This is a genomic window from Streptomyces sp. NPDC059224, assembly GCF_042754285.1.
Taxonomy (GTDB): domain Bacteria; phylum Actinomycetota; class Actinomycetes; order Streptomycetales; family Streptomycetaceae; genus Streptomyces.
This window is the reverse complement of sequence record NZ_JBHZAN010000002.1, coordinates 144,554-159,237: the sequence shown is the minus strand read 5'-3', so window position 1 is coordinate 159,237 and position 14,684 is coordinate 144,554. Positions and strand designations below refer to the sequence as shown.

Annotated in this window: 14 protein-coding genes; 5 read left to right on the top strand and 9 right to left on the bottom strand. The window is 70.8% G+C overall.

Features of this window, described 5'->3' with window-relative positions; genetic code table 11:
- Positions 1–16: 16 nt before the first annotated feature.
- Positions 17–937, bottom strand: coding sequence for an ACP S-malonyltransferase (locus ACFXI4_RS03135; protein WP_384987664.1), 921 nt, complete (start codon positions 935–937; stop codon positions 17–19).
- Between the two features lie 89 nt (positions 938–1,026).
- The gene (gene fasR, locus ACFXI4_RS03130; protein WP_362725252.1) at positions 1,027–2,232 is read right to left on the bottom strand and encodes a fatty acid biosynthesis transcriptional regulator FasR; all 1,206 of its coding nucleotides are present in this window, start codon (positions 2,230–2,232) and stop codon (positions 1,027–1,029) included.
- A gap of 73 nt (positions 2,233–2,305) precedes the next feature.
- On the opposite strand from fasR, the gene ACFXI4_RS03125 reads away from it, so the two are divergent.
- Positions 2,306–2,959, top strand: coding sequence for a pirin family protein (locus ACFXI4_RS03125; RefSeq protein WP_384987662.1), 654 nt, complete (start codon positions 2,306–2,308; stop codon positions 2,957–2,959).
- A 129-nt stretch (positions 2,960–3,088) separates the two neighbouring features.
- Here ACFXI4_RS03125 and ACFXI4_RS03120 read toward each other — a convergent pair whose 3' ends face one another.
- The gene (locus tag ACFXI4_RS03120; RefSeq protein ID WP_384987660.1) at positions 3,089–3,913 is read right to left on the bottom strand and encodes a serine hydrolase domain-containing protein; all 825 of its coding nucleotides are present in this window, start codon (positions 3,911–3,913) and stop codon (positions 3,089–3,091) included.
- 19 nt (positions 3,914–3,932) lie between these two features.
- A complete protein-coding gene (locus ACFXI4_RS03115; RefSeq protein WP_384987658.1) occupies positions 3,933–4,403 on the bottom strand; it encodes a GNAT family N-acetyltransferase in 471 nt (156 codons plus the stop codon).
- A 105-nt stretch (positions 4,404–4,508) separates the two neighbouring features.
- Here ACFXI4_RS03115 and ACFXI4_RS03110 point away from each other — a divergent pair, with 105 nt between their 5' ends.
- A complete protein-coding gene (locus tag ACFXI4_RS03110; RefSeq protein ID WP_384987656.1) occupies positions 4,509–4,976 on the top strand; it encodes a MerR family transcriptional regulator in 468 nt (155 codons plus the stop codon).
- Between the two features lie 25 nt (positions 4,977–5,001).
- On the opposite strand, the gene ACFXI4_RS03105 is transcribed toward ACFXI4_RS03110, so the two are convergent.
- From ACFXI4_RS03105 to ACFXI4_RS03095, 3 genes are all read right to left on the bottom strand, one after another.
- A complete protein-coding gene (locus tag ACFXI4_RS03105; RefSeq protein WP_384987654.1) occupies positions 5,002–5,871 on the bottom strand; it encodes a DUF4429 domain-containing protein in 870 nt (289 codons plus the stop codon).
- 58 nt (positions 5,872–5,929) lie between these two features.
- The gene (locus ACFXI4_RS03100) at positions 5,930–7,141 is read right to left on the bottom strand and encodes an alpha/beta hydrolase (RefSeq protein ID WP_384987652.1); all 1,212 of its coding nucleotides are present in this window, start codon (positions 7,139–7,141) and stop codon (positions 5,930–5,932) included.
- A gap of 80 nt (positions 7,142–7,221) precedes the next feature.
- A complete protein-coding gene (locus ACFXI4_RS03095; RefSeq protein WP_384987650.1) occupies positions 7,222–7,878 on the bottom strand; it encodes a TetR family transcriptional regulator in 657 nt (218 codons plus the stop codon).
- 66 nt (positions 7,879–7,944) lie between these two features.
- Here ACFXI4_RS03095 and ACFXI4_RS03090 point away from each other — a divergent pair, with 66 nt between their 5' ends.
- Complete coding sequence (locus ACFXI4_RS03090) at positions 7,945–9,564, top strand: MFS transporter (RefSeq protein ID WP_384987648.1); 1,620 nt, start codon at positions 7,945–7,947, stop codon at positions 9,562–9,564.
- Positions 9,565–9,822: 258 nt separating this feature from the next.
- The gene (locus tag ACFXI4_RS03085; protein WP_384987901.1) at positions 9,823–10,113 is read left to right on the top strand and encodes a small hydrophobic protein; all 291 of its coding nucleotides are present in this window, start codon (positions 9,823–9,825) and stop codon (positions 10,111–10,113) included.
- Here ACFXI4_RS03085 and ACFXI4_RS03080 read toward each other — a convergent pair.
- Both ACFXI4_RS03080 and aceE read right to left on the bottom strand, forming a co-directional pair.
- Positions 10,110–10,910 (bottom strand): potassium channel family protein, encoded by an 801-nt coding sequence (locus ACFXI4_RS03080; protein ID WP_384987646.1) that lies wholly within the window; start codon positions 10,908–10,910, stop codon positions 10,110–10,112. The genes ACFXI4_RS03085 and ACFXI4_RS03080 overlap by 4 nt on opposite strands.
- Before the next feature lie 121 nt (positions 10,911–11,031).
- The gene (gene aceE / locus ACFXI4_RS03075; protein ID WP_362713180.1) at positions 11,032–13,779 is read right to left on the bottom strand and encodes a pyruvate dehydrogenase (acetyl-transferring), homodimeric type; all 2,748 of its coding nucleotides are present in this window, start codon (positions 13,777–13,779) and stop codon (positions 11,032–11,034) included.
- A 435-nt stretch (positions 13,780–14,214) separates the two neighbouring features.
- Between aceE and ACFXI4_RS03070 the strand changes: the two genes are divergently transcribed.
- On the top strand, positions 14,215–14,652 hold the full coding sequence (locus ACFXI4_RS03070) for a DUF3052 domain-containing protein (protein ID WP_351692127.1): 438 nt from the start codon (positions 14,215–14,217) through the stop codon (positions 14,650–14,652).
- The last annotated feature ends 32 nt before the right edge of the window (positions 14,653–14,684 follow it).

The following is a 14,684-nucleotide window of genomic DNA, read 5'->3' as shown; positions in this document are numbered from 1 at the left end:
CTGTGGGCTCCTAATTTCAGCTGTGCTCGGCGATGAGCTCGCGGGCCGCGTCGAGGTCGTCGGGGGTCTTCAGGGCGAGCGTCTTCACGCCGGGCAGCGCGCGCTTGGCCAGGCCGGTCAGGGTGCCGCCGGGGCACACCTCCAGGAGGGCGGTCACGCCGAGCTCCTTGAAGGTCTCCATGCACAGGTCCCAGCGGACCGGGTTGGCGACCTGCCCGACCAGCCGCTCCACGATCTCGCCGCCGGAGGCGACGGCGCGCCCGTCCCGGTTGGAGACGTAGGTGAGTTTCGGGTCGGCGGGCGCGAGCTTGGCGGCGGCCTCGGCCAGCGTGTCGACGGCGGGGGCCATGTGGTGCGTGTGGAAGGCGCCGGCGACCTTGAGGGCGACGACCTTGCGGACGCCCTCGGGCTTGTCCTCGTTCAGCGCGGCGAGCTGCTCCAGCGTGCCCGCGGCGACGATCTGCCCCGCGCCGTTGATGTTCGCCGGGGTCAGGCCCAGCTTCTCCAGGTGCGCGACCGAGACGTCCGGGTCGCCGCCGAGCAGCGCCGACATGCCGGTCCGGGTGATCGCGGCGGCCTCGGCCATCGCCAGACCGCGCCTGCGGACCAGGCTCAGCGCCTCGACGTCGGTCAGGACGCCCGCGAAGGCGGCGGCGGTGATCTCACCGACGCTGTGCCCCGCGACCGCGCCCGGCGCGATGTCCGCAATGGCACCGAGTGCCGTGCCGGACAGGAGGCCGGCGGCGACGAGCAGCGGCTGCGCGATCGCGGTGTCCCGGATCTCGTCCGCGTCGGCGTTCGTGCCGTAGTGCACCAGATCGAGCCCGATGACGTCGGACCATTCACGCAAACGGTCCTGGGCACCGGGGAGTTCGAGCCAGGGGGTCAGGAAGCCAGGCGTCTGGGCGCCCTGGCCGGGAGCGACGAGTACGAGCACTCTCACACTCTCTCTTGGGGAGCCCCACGGCCGCCCGTGGGGACAGGGACGAAGAACACGAGGGGGTTTTGTGGACCCCCGACAAAATCCTATGGTTGGGGATCTCCATCGACCAGACGCCCCAGGATCAGTGCGATCCGCAGCGTGAAGGCGGATCGTACATCCGAGGGCGACCATCCGGTGACGTCAGTCACACGTCGGAGCCGGTAGCGCACGGTGTTCGGGTGAACGAAGAGCATTCGGGCCGCGCCCTCCAGGCTGCTGGCCTGTTCCAGATAGACGCTCAGTGTTTCCAGCAGCGCCGAGCCCGCTTCTTCCAGCGGTCTGTAGATCTCCTCCACCAGTTGCTCGCGCGCGCCCGGATCGCCCGCCATGGCGCGCTCCGGAAGCAGATCGTCCGCCAGTACCGGCCGCGGTGCGTCCTGCCAGGCGGAACAGGCCTTCAGCCCCGCGGCGGCGGCCTGCGCGGACCGGGTGGCGGCCAGCAGATCGGGTACGACGGGCCCCGCGACCACCGGCCCGGCGGCATAGGGCCCGATCAGCGACTTGGCCACGGCCAGCGGGTTGTCGTTGCCGCCCGCGATGACCACGAGCCGGTCCCCGAGCACCCCGGTGAGCACCTGCAGCTTGGCGTGCCGGGCGGCCCGCCGGATCGCCTCCACGGTCAGCTCGCTGTCCCCGTCGGGCGCGGTACCGAGCACGACGCACACGTGCTCGGGAGAGTTCCAGCCCAGCGCGGCCGCCCTGCTCACCGCGCCCTCGTCCGCCTCCCCGCTCAGCACCGCGTTGACCACCAGCGACTCCAGCCGGGCGTCCCAGGCACCCCGTGCCTCGGCGGCCTGCGCGTACACCTGGGCGGTGGCGAAGGCGATCTCCCGGGCATAGACCAGCAGCGCCTCGCGCAGCACGCTCTCGTCGCCGGGGGCCGCCACCTCGTCGATGGCGCTCTCCATGACCTCGATCGTCGTGCGCACCATCTCCACGGTCTGCCGCAGCGTGATCGCCCGGGTCAGCTCGCGCGGGGCGGTCCCGAAGACGTCGGTGGAGATGGCCTGGGGCGCGTCGGGGTGCCGGAACCACTCGGTGAAGGCCGCGATACCCGCCTGGGCGACCAGCCCGATCCAGGAGCGGTTCTCCGGGGGCATGGCCCGGTACCACGGCAGGGTCTCGTCCATCCGCGCGATGGCCTGGGCGGCGAGGCTGCCGGACGACTGCTCCAGCCGCTTCAGGGTCGCGGAGTGCTGGTGGACTGCATGAGCCGAGGGGTCGGACTTGCGCGTTACGGGTTCGGGCACGGGGACAAGAGTGCCTTATCCGGACGGGAGCATGCGCCGCCGGGTGCCGACTGCGGTCTACGGTGGTGCTGTGATGGACGTACGGCGCGCGGCCGAACGCTACCCCGGAGGAGACCCGGCGGCCGGAATCGACTCCCGCCACGCCTTCTCCTTCGGACCGCACTACGACCCCGACAACCTCCGCTTCGGCTCGATCATCGCGTGCAACGAGGAGCGGCTGGCCCCGGGCGCCGGCTTCGGCGAGCATCCGCACAGCCACACCGAGATCGTGACCTGGGTGGTGGAGGGCGAACTGACCCACCGGGACTCGGCGGGCAACGAGACGGTGGTGCGCCGGGGGGACGTGCAGCGGCTCAGCTCGGCGGGGGGCGTCCGCCATGTCGAGCGCAACGACGGGGCCGGGCCGCTGGTGTTCGTGCAGATGTGGCTGGCGCCGGTGCGGCCCGGCGGTGAGCCGTCGTACGAGACCGTCCGCGGCATCGCCGACTCGACGCCGTACGCGGTCCCGGAGGCGGCGGCGATGCTGCACGTCCGCCGGCTGGCGGCGGGGGAGCGGACGGCGGTCCCGGACGGGGCGTACGTGTACGCGCACGTGGTGCGGGGGGAGGTACGGGTGGGTGCGGAGCGGCTGGGTCCGGGGGACTCGGTGCGGATCGCCGAGGCGAAGGACCTGGACGCGTCGGGGATCACGGACGCGGAGTTGTTGCTGTGGGAGATGGCCGGGTAGCGACGGCCGTTGTCCACCGCGGGCCCGGTGGGGGCCGTTCGCAGTTCCCCGCGGCCCTCACGGGGCCGCGGAGCCGCGGGCGGTCGTGCGGCTGGGGCGGCACCTGGGAAGCGCCGGGTCCGGCAGGGCTCAGCCGGGCAGCTCCGTCAGTACAGAATCCGTGAACGCCGGCCACGCCCCGACTGCCCAGGGGCCGAACGGGCGGTCCGTCAGAGCGGCGCACGCCACGCCCACTTCGGGGTCCACCCACAGGAACGTGCCCGACTGGCCGAAGTGGCCGAAGGTGCGGGGAGAGGACGAGGACCCCGTCCAGTGCGGGGACTTGGCGTCCCTGATCTCGAAGCCGAGCCCCCAGTCGTTCGGGTTCTGGTGGCCGTACCCGGGCAACACGCCCTTGGTCCCCGGGTACTGGACGGTCAGCGTCGCCTCCGCCACCGTCCGCGGATCCAGCAGCCGCGGCGCCTGCAACTCCGCCGCGAAGCGGAGCAGGTCCAGGACCGAGGACACGCCGTCCTTCGCCGGCGATCCGTCCAGGGCCGTCGACGTCATGCCCAGCGGCTCCAGCACCGCCTGCCGCAGGTACTCGCCGAACGGGATCTCCGTCGCCTTGGCGACATGGTCCCCGAGCACCTCGAACCCGGCGTTGGAGTACAGCCGCCGCTCCCCGGGCGGCGCCGTCACCCGGTGTTCGTCGAAGGCCAGCCCCGAGGTGTGCGCGAGCAGATGCCGTACCGTCGACCCCTCGGGACCGGCCGGTTCGTCGAGCTCGACCGCCCCCTCCTCGTACGCGACGAGCACCGCGTACGCGGCGAGCGGCTTGGTCACGGAGGCCAGCGCGAAGCGCTGCCCGGCCGGACCGTGGGTGCCGAGGACCGTCCCGTCGGCCCGGACGGCACCCGCCGCGGCGGTGGGGACCGGCCAGTTCTCGATCAACGCAAGGCTCCGCAAGGACATGCGGACGAGCCTAAGGGGATCAGAGTGTCAGGGTCATCGTGGGGTCCGGCTTGTGGACGAAGCCGAGCGAGGCGTAGAGGGACTCGGCCTCGGCGGACGCGGTCAGCATGACCTGCCCGGCGCCCCGCTCGCGGAACCAGGCCAGCAGTTCCGCCATGCACGCGCGCGCGTACCCGCGGCGGCGCGCGTCCGGGTCGGTGGCCACACTGAAGACGTACCCGGAGCGGCCGTGCGGACTGGACGCCTTGCCGATCCGGTAGTCGACGGTCCCGGCGACCAGCGCGGCCAGTGCGTCGGGCCGGTCCGGGTGGTCGACGACGAACGCGGCGAAGTCCCCGTCCGGCTCGCCCAGCTTCTCCCGGAGCCCCGGCAGCGCCGGCGTGTGCCAGCCGGTGGCGGTGTCCCCGCCGGGCAGGGCGTCGATCATGATCTGGCGCAGCCGCAGCACTTCGGGTGCGTCCTCGGGCCTGGCGCGACGTACGAGACTCATACCCCCGCACGCTAGTCACCGGCCGGCGCCCGCGTCGCGCGCATTCTTACCGTCTTGCCGGGTTCCGCTTGCTTGGAGCGCACTCGAAGGTCATAGCGTTGGGTCATGACGGTGATGCAGACCTCGACCGCGGCCCCCACTCGGCAGTCCGACCGCGCACCCGCCGACATCTGTTCCGCCCCGCCCCGCCGGCACCCGCGCCCCGAGGGCCAGGACCGCTACACGATCAGCGAGGTCGTCGCCTTCACCGGACTGACCGCCCACACCCTGCGCTGGTACGAGCGGATCGGGCTGATGTCCCACATCGACCGCTCCCACACCGGCCAGCGCCGCTACAGCAACAGCGACCTGGACTGGCTGGACTTCGTGACCAAGCTCCGGCTGACCGGGATGCCGGTGGCGGACATGGTCCGCTACGCCGAGCTGGTGCGGGAGGGCGACGGCACCTACGCGGAGCGCAGGGAGCTGCTGGAACAGACGCGCAGGGACGTCGTGTCCCGCATCGCCGAACTGCACGACACCCTGTCGGTGCTGGACCGGAAGATCAGCTTCTACGAGACGGGCGGCAGCTGAACCGTCCCTGTCGAACCACCGCGGCTCACAGCTCCGCCAGCAGCTCCGCCTTCTTCGCGGCGAACTCCTCGTCCGTGACCAGCCCCGCCTCGTGCAGTTCGCCCAGATGGCGAATCCGCTCCGCGATGTCGGCGGGGTCCCGCCGGCCGGCCGACGCCGGCAGCGCGGCCCCGCCCTTGGCCCGTACCGCCTCCAGGACCGCCGCGGCGAACGGCAGCGACTCGTGCACCGGCCCGTACCCGAGCCCGAAGACCACGGTCGCCGGGTCCTGGTCGGCCGGTACCGGCGGCGCCGCCCCCGTGAGGTCCGTGCGGCGCAGCAGCCGCAGATGCCCCTCGAAGACCTCCGGGGACCGCCATTCCACGCCCCCGAGGTCGGCCACCGCGAACCGCTGGTCGCCGGCCTTCCACTTCGCGGTCGAGGCGCCCGTCCACGACCAGCGGAAGTGCACGGCCTTGCCGTCGAAGCTCGCCTTGCCGTCGTACGCCTTGAACTGCCGGGGCGGCTCCGGCGCGGCCACCAGGAACCTCTCGGCCGGTTCGGACGCGGACCCGGTGAGCAGCGGCCGCAGTTCGTCGGCGTAGTACTCCGCGAGCGTCTCCCGCTCCGCGGGGAGGACGAGCCGGTAGGGGTCGCTGCCGTCCTTGAGCTGGCCGGCGGCCGCCTCCATCAGGGGATCAGCGCCCGGGCGCGGCTCGGCGCGCAGGACCACGGTGCCCCGTTTGCCCGGAGCGAGCGTCACCCCCGTGAGCGCGGCGAACGGCACCCGGCGTTCCCCCAGCGTCTGGAAGAGCCTGGGTGTTCGAATCCCCCGTTCATAGCGGATGAGCACGGAGTCGGACTCGAACTCCCAGGCGGCATGAAATCCGGCCAGTACGTCACCCATGCGGCTCATCGTATGCGGCACGTGCTTCTCAGTCCCATCCCCGCGCATACCGCACTTCCTGCTGTCTCTACGCGCGTCCGGCCATCGACGTGCCGGACAAACCCGCCCGGCACCCGTCGTGGGCACACGTCACCGCGTCATACGCGCCAACCCCGATGTCGGCGAGATTGCGCAGGCTGTCCGTGCCCGGCTCGAAGTAGCCGGCGTGCCCCTGTGCGTCGTGCGCCGACAGCACCCGTGCCCCGAAGGAGGAGGAGACGGGGTCGGCGCCGTGGCCGAGTCCGCCGAACTCCAGGTAGGGGACGTCCTGGATCCAGTCGGTGGCGTCCCGCATCGACCACACCCGGGCGGAGGTGCCCAGGTGCGAGGCGTTCTCGACCCGCATCCCGGGGCTGGCGGCCACGGCTATGTCGGACACCCGGTCCGGCATGTCGTGCGCGGCCACCCCGCAGACCACCGAGCCGTAGCTGTGACAGAACATCGACACCGGCGCCTCACCGGGCAGCGCCCGCAGCAGCGCGTCGAGGCGCACGGCGCCCTGCTCGGCCGCCGAGCCGGTCGCCGCGCCCACGCCGAGTCCGTCGGGCGCGGTGTAGTCGGCCCAGGCGATCACCGCCGTGCGGGTCGAGGGGCTCGCCGTGTGCTCCGCCGAGTACAGCGCCTTGGCCATGCCCACCGGGGCGGTGTACTGACGGTTCGTCCGCTGGAAGGTGAGCAGGTCGGTGTCGACCCCGGGGACGACGACGGAGATCCGCTCGGCCCTGGTGAGATCGCCGAACACCTCGGCGACCCGCCCGCTGCCGTCCGGGTCGAAGGCGAGGATCTGCCGGCCCTTGGCCATCAGGGCCTCGTAACGGTGCATGCGGCGCCCGGCGTCCTGCTGTCCGGCCGCGCTGAGCCGTGGGTCGTGCATGCGGTGCTTGTCGACGGCCCGCTGCTGGTCGAGGGCGATGCGGTTGGCCCGGTAACGCAGGGCGGCCGGCGCGCCGTTCATGTTGCCGACCGCGAGCGGGTAGCGGTGCGCGAGCCGGCTCCGCTCCTGCGCGGTGAGCGTGGCGAAGAAGCGGCCGAGCAGCGCGGGGGACGCCTTCGGGTCCGGCAGGCGCAGGCCGTGCACCCTGCCGTGCTCCCACTTGCTGAGGGAGGTCTGCAGGGCGGTGGTCTCGCGGTGCGCGCGCATGGCCGTCCAGCCGGTGGTCGCGAGCATCACGAACACCACGGCCAGGGCGAGCAGTGCGCGCCAGACGTTCAGTGGCGGGGAGGTGTCGAAGGAAGTCACTGGGAGGACACACTAGGAGAACGAAGGGGTCTCACGGTAACCGAGTGACAGGTATCACGTTTCGGCCCGCGTGTGGCTCATCACGCCTCCTGCGGCCTGTCCCGGCCCACGGGGCTCTCGCGCCAGTTCCCGGTGAGCGCCGGCCCCATCTGATCGAGGTACGACGCGGTGAGTTCGCGGATCGCCGTGACGCTGAAGTCGTCGCCGACCGACCACTGCCGCTCGGTCACCCGGATCACCGCGCCGAACACGGCGACCACGAGCCGGGGCCGGGGGTCGGTGTCCGGGTCGACGCCCTCCCGCTCGGCGACGATCCGCGCTATCTCCTCCTCCGTCTCCGACTGGCGCCGCAGATGGGCGGCGAACAGGGCCGGCGTCGCCTCGATCATCCTGTACGTGCGCATCAGCAGCTCCACCGGGACGTACCGCTCGACGGCCTCCTCGATGGTGTCCCAGCTGTCCACGACGGACCGGCGCAGCGCCTCCAGCGGGGTCTCCCCGGCCGGGCGCCGGCGCACCGACTCGACGTAGTGCGCCTCGGTGAGCCGTGGCACGAAGAAGGCCACGTCCTCCTTGCTGGCGAAGTAGCGGAAGAAGGTGCGCTGCGAGACGTCGACGGACTCGGCGATCTCGTCGACGGTCGTGTGCTCGTACCCCCGGGTCACGAACAGCTCCAGCGCATTGCGCAGCAGCGCGTCCCGGGTGCGCTGTTTCTTGCGTTCGCGCAGCGTTTCCATGTCTGACAGTTACTGACTAGTGATTTCGTTTGTCAACTGTCAGTGGCTGTCACTAGCCTCGACGGTATGACTAGTCAGACCACGATCGACACGGCGGGTTCGGGGGACGCACCACCTGCAGCCCTGCCGGAACAGCCGCCGGCCTCCGGCCTGCGCGGCCACCCCTGGTTCACGCTGATCACCGTCGCCGTCGGGGTCATGATGGTCGCCCTCGACGGCACCATCGTGGCCATCGCCAACCCGGCGATCCAGAAGGACCTCGGCGCCACCTTCGCCCAGGTGCAGTGGATCACCAACGGCTACTTCCTCGCCCTCGCGGTCTCCCTGATCACCGCGGGCAAGCTGGGTGACCGCTTCGGCCACCGGCAGACCTTCCTGATCGGCGTCGTCGGCTTCGCCGCCGCCTCGGGCGCCATCGGCCTGTCCGACAGCATCGGCCTGGTCGTCACCTTCCGTGTCTTCCAGGGTCTGTTCGGCGCGCTGCTGATGCCGGCCGCGCTCGGCCTGCTGCGGGCCACCTTCCCGGCCGAGAAGCTGAACATGGCGATCGGCATCTGGGGCATGGTCATCGGCGCCTCCACCGCGGGCGGCCCGATCCTCGGCGGCGTGCTGGTGCAGCACGTCAGCTGGCAGTCGGTGTTCTTCATCAACGTGCCGGTCGGCCTGCTCGCCCTCGTCCTCGGCGTGGTCATGCTGCTCGACCACCGCGCCGAGAACGCCCCGCGCTCCTTCGACCTGCTCGGCATCGCCCTGCTCTCCGGCGCCATGTTCTGCCTGGTCTGGGCGCTCATCAAGGCGCCGAGCTGGGGCTGGGGCGACGGCAGGACGTGGACCTTCATGGCCGCGTCGGTGCTGGGCTTCGCCCTCTTCTCCTTCTGGGAGACGAAGGTCAAGGAGCCGCTGATCCCGCTCGGCCTGTTCCGCTCGGTCCCGCTCTCGGCGGGCGTCGTGCTCATGGTCCTGATGGCCATCGCCTTCATGGGCGGCCTGTTCTTCGTGACCTTCTATTTGCAGAACGTGCACGGCATGGACCCGGTCGACGCCGGTCTCCACCTGCTCCCGCTCACCGGCATGATGATCGTCGGCTCCCCGCTGGCCGGTGCCGCGATCACCAAGCTCGGCCCGCGGATCCCGCTGGCCGGCGGCATGGCGGCCACCGCGATCGCCATGTACGGCATGTCCACCCTGAAGGCGGACACCGGCAGCGGCCTGATGTCCATCTGGTTCGCCCTGCTCGGTCTCGGTCTCGCGCCGGTCATGGTCGGCGCCACCGAGGTCATCGTCGGCAACGCGGCGATGGAGCTGTCCGGTGTGGCCGGCGGCCTCCAGCAGGCCGCGATGCAGATCGGCGGCAGCCTCGGTACGGCCGTGCTGGGCGCCGTGATGGCCTCCAAGGTCGACAGCGACCTGCCGGGCAACTGGGCCGGCGCGGGGCTGCCGAAGCTGACCGGCGCACAGCTGGCGCAGGCCTCCGAAGCGGTCCAGGTCGGTGTCGCGCCGGTCGCCGACGGCACGCCCGCGGAGATCGCCGCGAAGATCTCCGACGTCGCCCACGACACGTTCATCTCCGGCATGAGCCTCGCCTCGCTGGTCGCGGCGGGCGTCGCGGCGGTCGCGATCCTGGTCGCGCTGCTCACCAAGCGCGGCGAGAACGCGGAGGCCGGCGCGGGCGTCGGACACGTCTGACGCGGGTTCAGCGCACCGAAGCGCCCGATATGCCCGTCTTCCTCCGGCGGGATTCCCCTATCAGGGTGACGCCGCCACGGATTCCTCGCACTCGGCACGCGCCGCAGGTCACAGTGGGTCAAGTCCTCCGCAGAGCATGGGAGGGCGACGGGGCCGCGGCGCGCTGCTGGAGGGGGGCAGCGCACCGGCAGGTCTGCCGGCGCGGAACAGGGGTACCCGGTCATCACACCCGAACAGTCCATGGAGACCAGGGAGTTGATGATGGCGAGCTTCGGCCAACGAACACGTGGGTACCCCCGTTCACGCGGCCGCACAGGTATGCGGGACGGGCTGGACCGTGGCACGCTCGGAATCATCGGCACGATCTTCGCCGTGGTCGGTTTCTTCGCCCTCGGGATCGTGCTCGGGCCGGCGGCACTCGTGTGCGGCTGGCTCTCCATGGGCCGGGTGTGGAACCCGAGGAGTTCCATACCGGCGCTGGTGGCGGTGGTGCTCGGGGCGATCGACACACTGCTGGCGCTGTTCTGGCTGGCGGGCGTGTCGGTCTAGGCCGTCGACCGGCGGGGGCCTGCCGCGCAGTTGTCCGCCCCTTGTACGGGGCACGCCGGGCACCCCGCCGGCGCCGACGGGCGCAACGCCGCCACCTCGGCCCTGAGCGCCCGGACCTCCTCGGTCAGTGAGGCGATCGCCTCCGTCTGCCGGCGCTCCTCCACATCGTCCTTCTCGAACCGGGCGATGAACCAGGTGGCGATGTTCGCGGTCACCACACCCAGCAGGGCGATCCCGGACAGCATCAGGCCGACCGCGATCATCCGGCCCAGCCCGGTCGTCGGGGCGTGGTCGCCGTACCCCACGGTCGTCATCGTCGTGAACGACCACCACAGGGCGTCACCCAGTGTGCGGATGTTCCCGTCGGGGGAGTCCCGCTCCACCGAGAGCACGGCCAGCGACCCGAACATCAGCAGCCCGACGACCGCGCCCACCACGTACGTCGTCAGCCGGATCTGCGAGGCCATCCGGGCCCGCCGGCCCACCAGTGTCAGCGTCGCGACGAGCCGCAGCAGCCGCAGCGGCTGGAGCAGCGGCAGCACCACCGCGCACAGGTCCATCCAGTGCGTGCGCACGAACTCCCTGCGCCGGGGCGCCAGGGCGAGCCGCACCAGGTAGTCCACGGCGAACGAACCCCACACCACCCACTCCGCGCCCGTGCACGCGGCGGTGAGGGTGTGCCCGGCCGAACCGTCCACGATCGGCAGCGCGTAGGCGATGGCGAAGGCCACCGCGAGTGCCAGCAACGGCCGTTGGGTCAGCTCCTCCCAACGCGCTTGCGCGGACTGTCGCTCCATGCGGGCATCGTAAGCGTCGTCGCGCCCCCGAAGGGGCGCGGGGAACTGCGCGACCAGCCACGACGTGGCCGCAGTTCCCCGCTGTCCCCCCACCCGTCCCGGCCGAAGCCGAGCGCAGCGGCTACGCGTCGCCGCCCGCCGCGCCCGGGTGCGCCGCCGTCACGTCCAGCAACTGGTACCGGTCGATGGCCTGCTTGAGCACCGAACGGTCCAGCCTGCCCTCGCGGGCCAGCTCGGTCAGCACCGCGACCACGATCGACTGCGCGTCGATGTGGAAGAACCTGCGTGCCGCGCCGCGCGTGTCGGCGAAGCCGAAGCCGTCGGCACCCAGCGACTGGTACGTGCCCGGCACCCAGCGCGCGATCTGGTCCGGAACCGATCGCATCCAGTCGGACACGGCCACGAACGGACCCTCGGCGCCGCTCAGCTTGCGCGTCACGTACGGGGTGCGCTGTTCCTCCTCCGGGTGCAGGAGATTGTGCTCCTCGCACGCCACGGCCTCGCGCCGCAGCTCGTTCCAGGAGGTGGCGGACCAGACGTCGGCCTTCACGTTCCAGTCGGCGGCGAGGATCCGCTGCGCCTCGATCGCCCACGGGACCGCGACACCGGACGCCATGACCTGCGCCGGGACGGTGCCCTCGGTGCCCGCGCTGATCCGGTGGATGCCCTTGAGGATGCCGTCGACGTCCACGTCGGCCGGCTCGGCCGGGTGCTGGATCGGCTCGTTGTAGACGGTCAGGTAGTAGAAGACGTCCTCGCCGTGCGGGTGCTCGGCGTCGCCGCCGTACATGCGGCGCAGGCCGTCCTGGACGATGTGCGCGATCTCGTACGAGTACGCCGGGTCGTAGGCCACGCAGCCCGGGTTCGTCGAGGCGAGCAGCTGGGAGTGGCCGTCGGCGTGCTGGAGGCCCTCACCGGTCAGCGTCGTACGGCCGGCGGTCGCGCCCAGGACGAAACCACGCGCCAGCTGGTCGGCCATCTGCCAGAACTGGTCGCCGGTGCGCTGGAAACCGAACATCGAGTAGAAGACGTAGACCGGGATGAGCGGCTCGCCGTGGGTGGCGTAGGCGGAGCCCGCCGCGATCAGGGAGGCGGTGCAGCCGGCCTCGGAGATGCCGTCGTGCAGCATCTGGCCGGTCGGCGACTCCTTGTAGGCGAGCAGCAGGTCGCGGTCCACCGACTCGTACTGCTGGCCGAGCGGGTTGTAGATCTTCGCACTCGGGAAGAAGGAGTCCATGCCGAAGGTGCGGTACTCGTCCGGCGCGATCAGTACGAAACGGCGGCCGAGTTCCTTGTCCCGCATGAGGTCCTTGAGGAGACGGACAAAGGCCATGGTGGTCGCGATGGACTGCTGGCCGGTGCCCTTCTTCACGGTCGCGTACACCTTCTCGTCCGGCAGGGCGAGTGGCCGGGAGCGCACGACGCGGGTCGGGACGTAGCCGCCGAGCCCCTTGCGCCGGTCGTGCATGTACTGGATCTCCTCCGAGTTCCGGCCCGGGTGGTAGTACGGCGGCAGGCCGGACTCCAGCTCCTGGTCGGAGATCGGAAGGTGCAGCCGGTCCCGGAAGCCCTTGAGGTCGGCGACCGTCAGCTTCTTCATCTGGTGCGTGGCGTTGCGGCCCTCGAAGTTGGGGCCCAGGGTCCAGCCCTTGATCGTCTTGGCCAGGATGACCGTGGGCTGACCCCGGTGCTCGGTGGCCTGCTTGAACGCCGCGTAGATCTTGCGGTGGTCGTGGCCGCCGCGGCCCAGGTGCAGGATCTGGTCGTCGGTCATGTGCTCGACCATGGCGCGCAGCCGCTGGTCGTCGCCGAAGAAGTGGTCGCGGATGTACGCGCCGGACTCGGTGGCGTAGGTCTGGAACTGCCCGTCCGGGGTCGTGTTCATCCGGTTGACCAGGACGCCGTCGCGGTCCTGGGCGAGCAGCGGGTCCCAGGTGCGGTCCCAGACCAGTTTGATCACGTTCCAGCCGGCGCCCCGGAAGACCGACTCCAGCTCCTGGATGATCTTGCCGTTGCCGCGGACCGGGCCGTCGAGCCGCTGGAGGTTGCAGTTGACCACGAAGGTCAGGTTGTCCAGGCCCTCACGCGCGGCGATGGACAGCTGGCCGAGCGACTCCGGCTCGTCCATCTCGCCGTCGCCGAGGAACGCCCAGACGTGCGAATCCGAGGTGTCGGCGATCCCGCGCGCGTGCATGTAGCGGTTCATCCGCGCCTGGTAGATAGCGCCGATCGGGCCGAGGCCCATCGACACCGTCGGGAACTCCCAGAAGTCCGGCATCGAGCGCGGGTGCGGGTAGCTGGAGAGGCCGTTCGGGTATTTCGACTTCTCCTGGCGGAAGCCGTCCAGCTGCTCCTCGCCGAGCCGGTCGAGCAGGAAGGCGCGCGCGTAGATGCCGGGAGAGGCGTGGCCCTGGAAGAAGACCTGGTCGCCGCCGCGGCCGTCGTCCTTGCCGCGGAAGAAGTGGTTGAAGCCGACGTCGTAGAGGGACGCGGAGGAGGCGAAGGTCGCGATGTGACCGCCGACGCCGATGCCCGGACGCTGGGCGCGGGACACCATGACGGCCGCGTTCCAGCGGGTCGCGTTGAGGATTTTGCGCTCGATCTCCTCGTTGCCCGGGAAGAACGGCTCCGCGCGCGTGGGGATCGTGTTGACGTAGTCCGAGCTGCGCATCTCGGGCACGGCCACCCGCCGCTCGCGGGCGCGCTCGATCAGGCGGAGCATCAGATAACGGGCCCGTTCCCGGCCGCGCTCGTCCACGGCGGCGTCGAGCGAGTCGAGCCACTCCTGGGTTTCCTCGGGATCGAAGTCAGGAACCTGACTCGGAAGGCCGCCAATGATGATCGGGTTGCGATCGGATCCGGAAGCCACGCTGTTCCTTACCTGTCAGAGGGGCAATGATTACCTGCGTTTTCCTGCGATTTCCCGCACGTCCCTGCGTTTCCACCGCACCGCTGTCCATCGTCCACCCCGTGGCAGCGCACGTCATCTCTACCGCGAGGTAACTCGGTCCCGGCCAAAACGCAACGATACGCCCGAGGTGTGACGCGCTTGGCAAACTCGTTCGACCGTCGTATGTGAGGATGATTCCGAAAGGAACATTGCGGGCAAAAGGGAGTGGTGTGTGCCACACCTGACTGCGATACGGTGCCGGGAGTTGCGGCGACACGGCCGGGATCGTCACCGTTTCGGCGGTCTGAACGGCCGGGTACTTGCGCGATCCGTCCCGCCCGTGTGGACTACGGCCAATGCTTCGCGCACGCGCGTGGCTGAGTTAATCAACAAGACATGATCAGGAGGCAACCCGTGAGCGCGACCGCGGACCACGCGGAGGAGCGGACCACCCCTGCCGTCAGGCTGGGGTTCCAGCCAGACCAGGTGGTCCAGGAGATCGGCTACGACGACGACGTCGACCAGGAACTCCGTGAGTCCATCGAAGACACCATCGGCACCGAGTTGGTGGACGAGGACTACGACGACGTGGCCGACGCCGTGGTGCTGTGGTTCCGTGAGGATGACGGCGACCTGACGGACGCGCTGGTGGATGCCGTCACGTACATGGAGGAAGGCGGCTGGATCCTGCTGCTGACTCCGAAGACGGGCCGTGACGGCTACGTCGAGCCGAGCGACATCGGCGAGGCGGCCACGACCGCCGGCCTCTCGCAGACCAAGAGCGTCAGCGTGGGCAAGGACTGGAACGGCAGCCGGCTGCTGACCCCGAAGGGCGCCGCCAAGAAGCGCTGAGCCCCGGCCGGCGGACGGACCGTGTCCCGGTC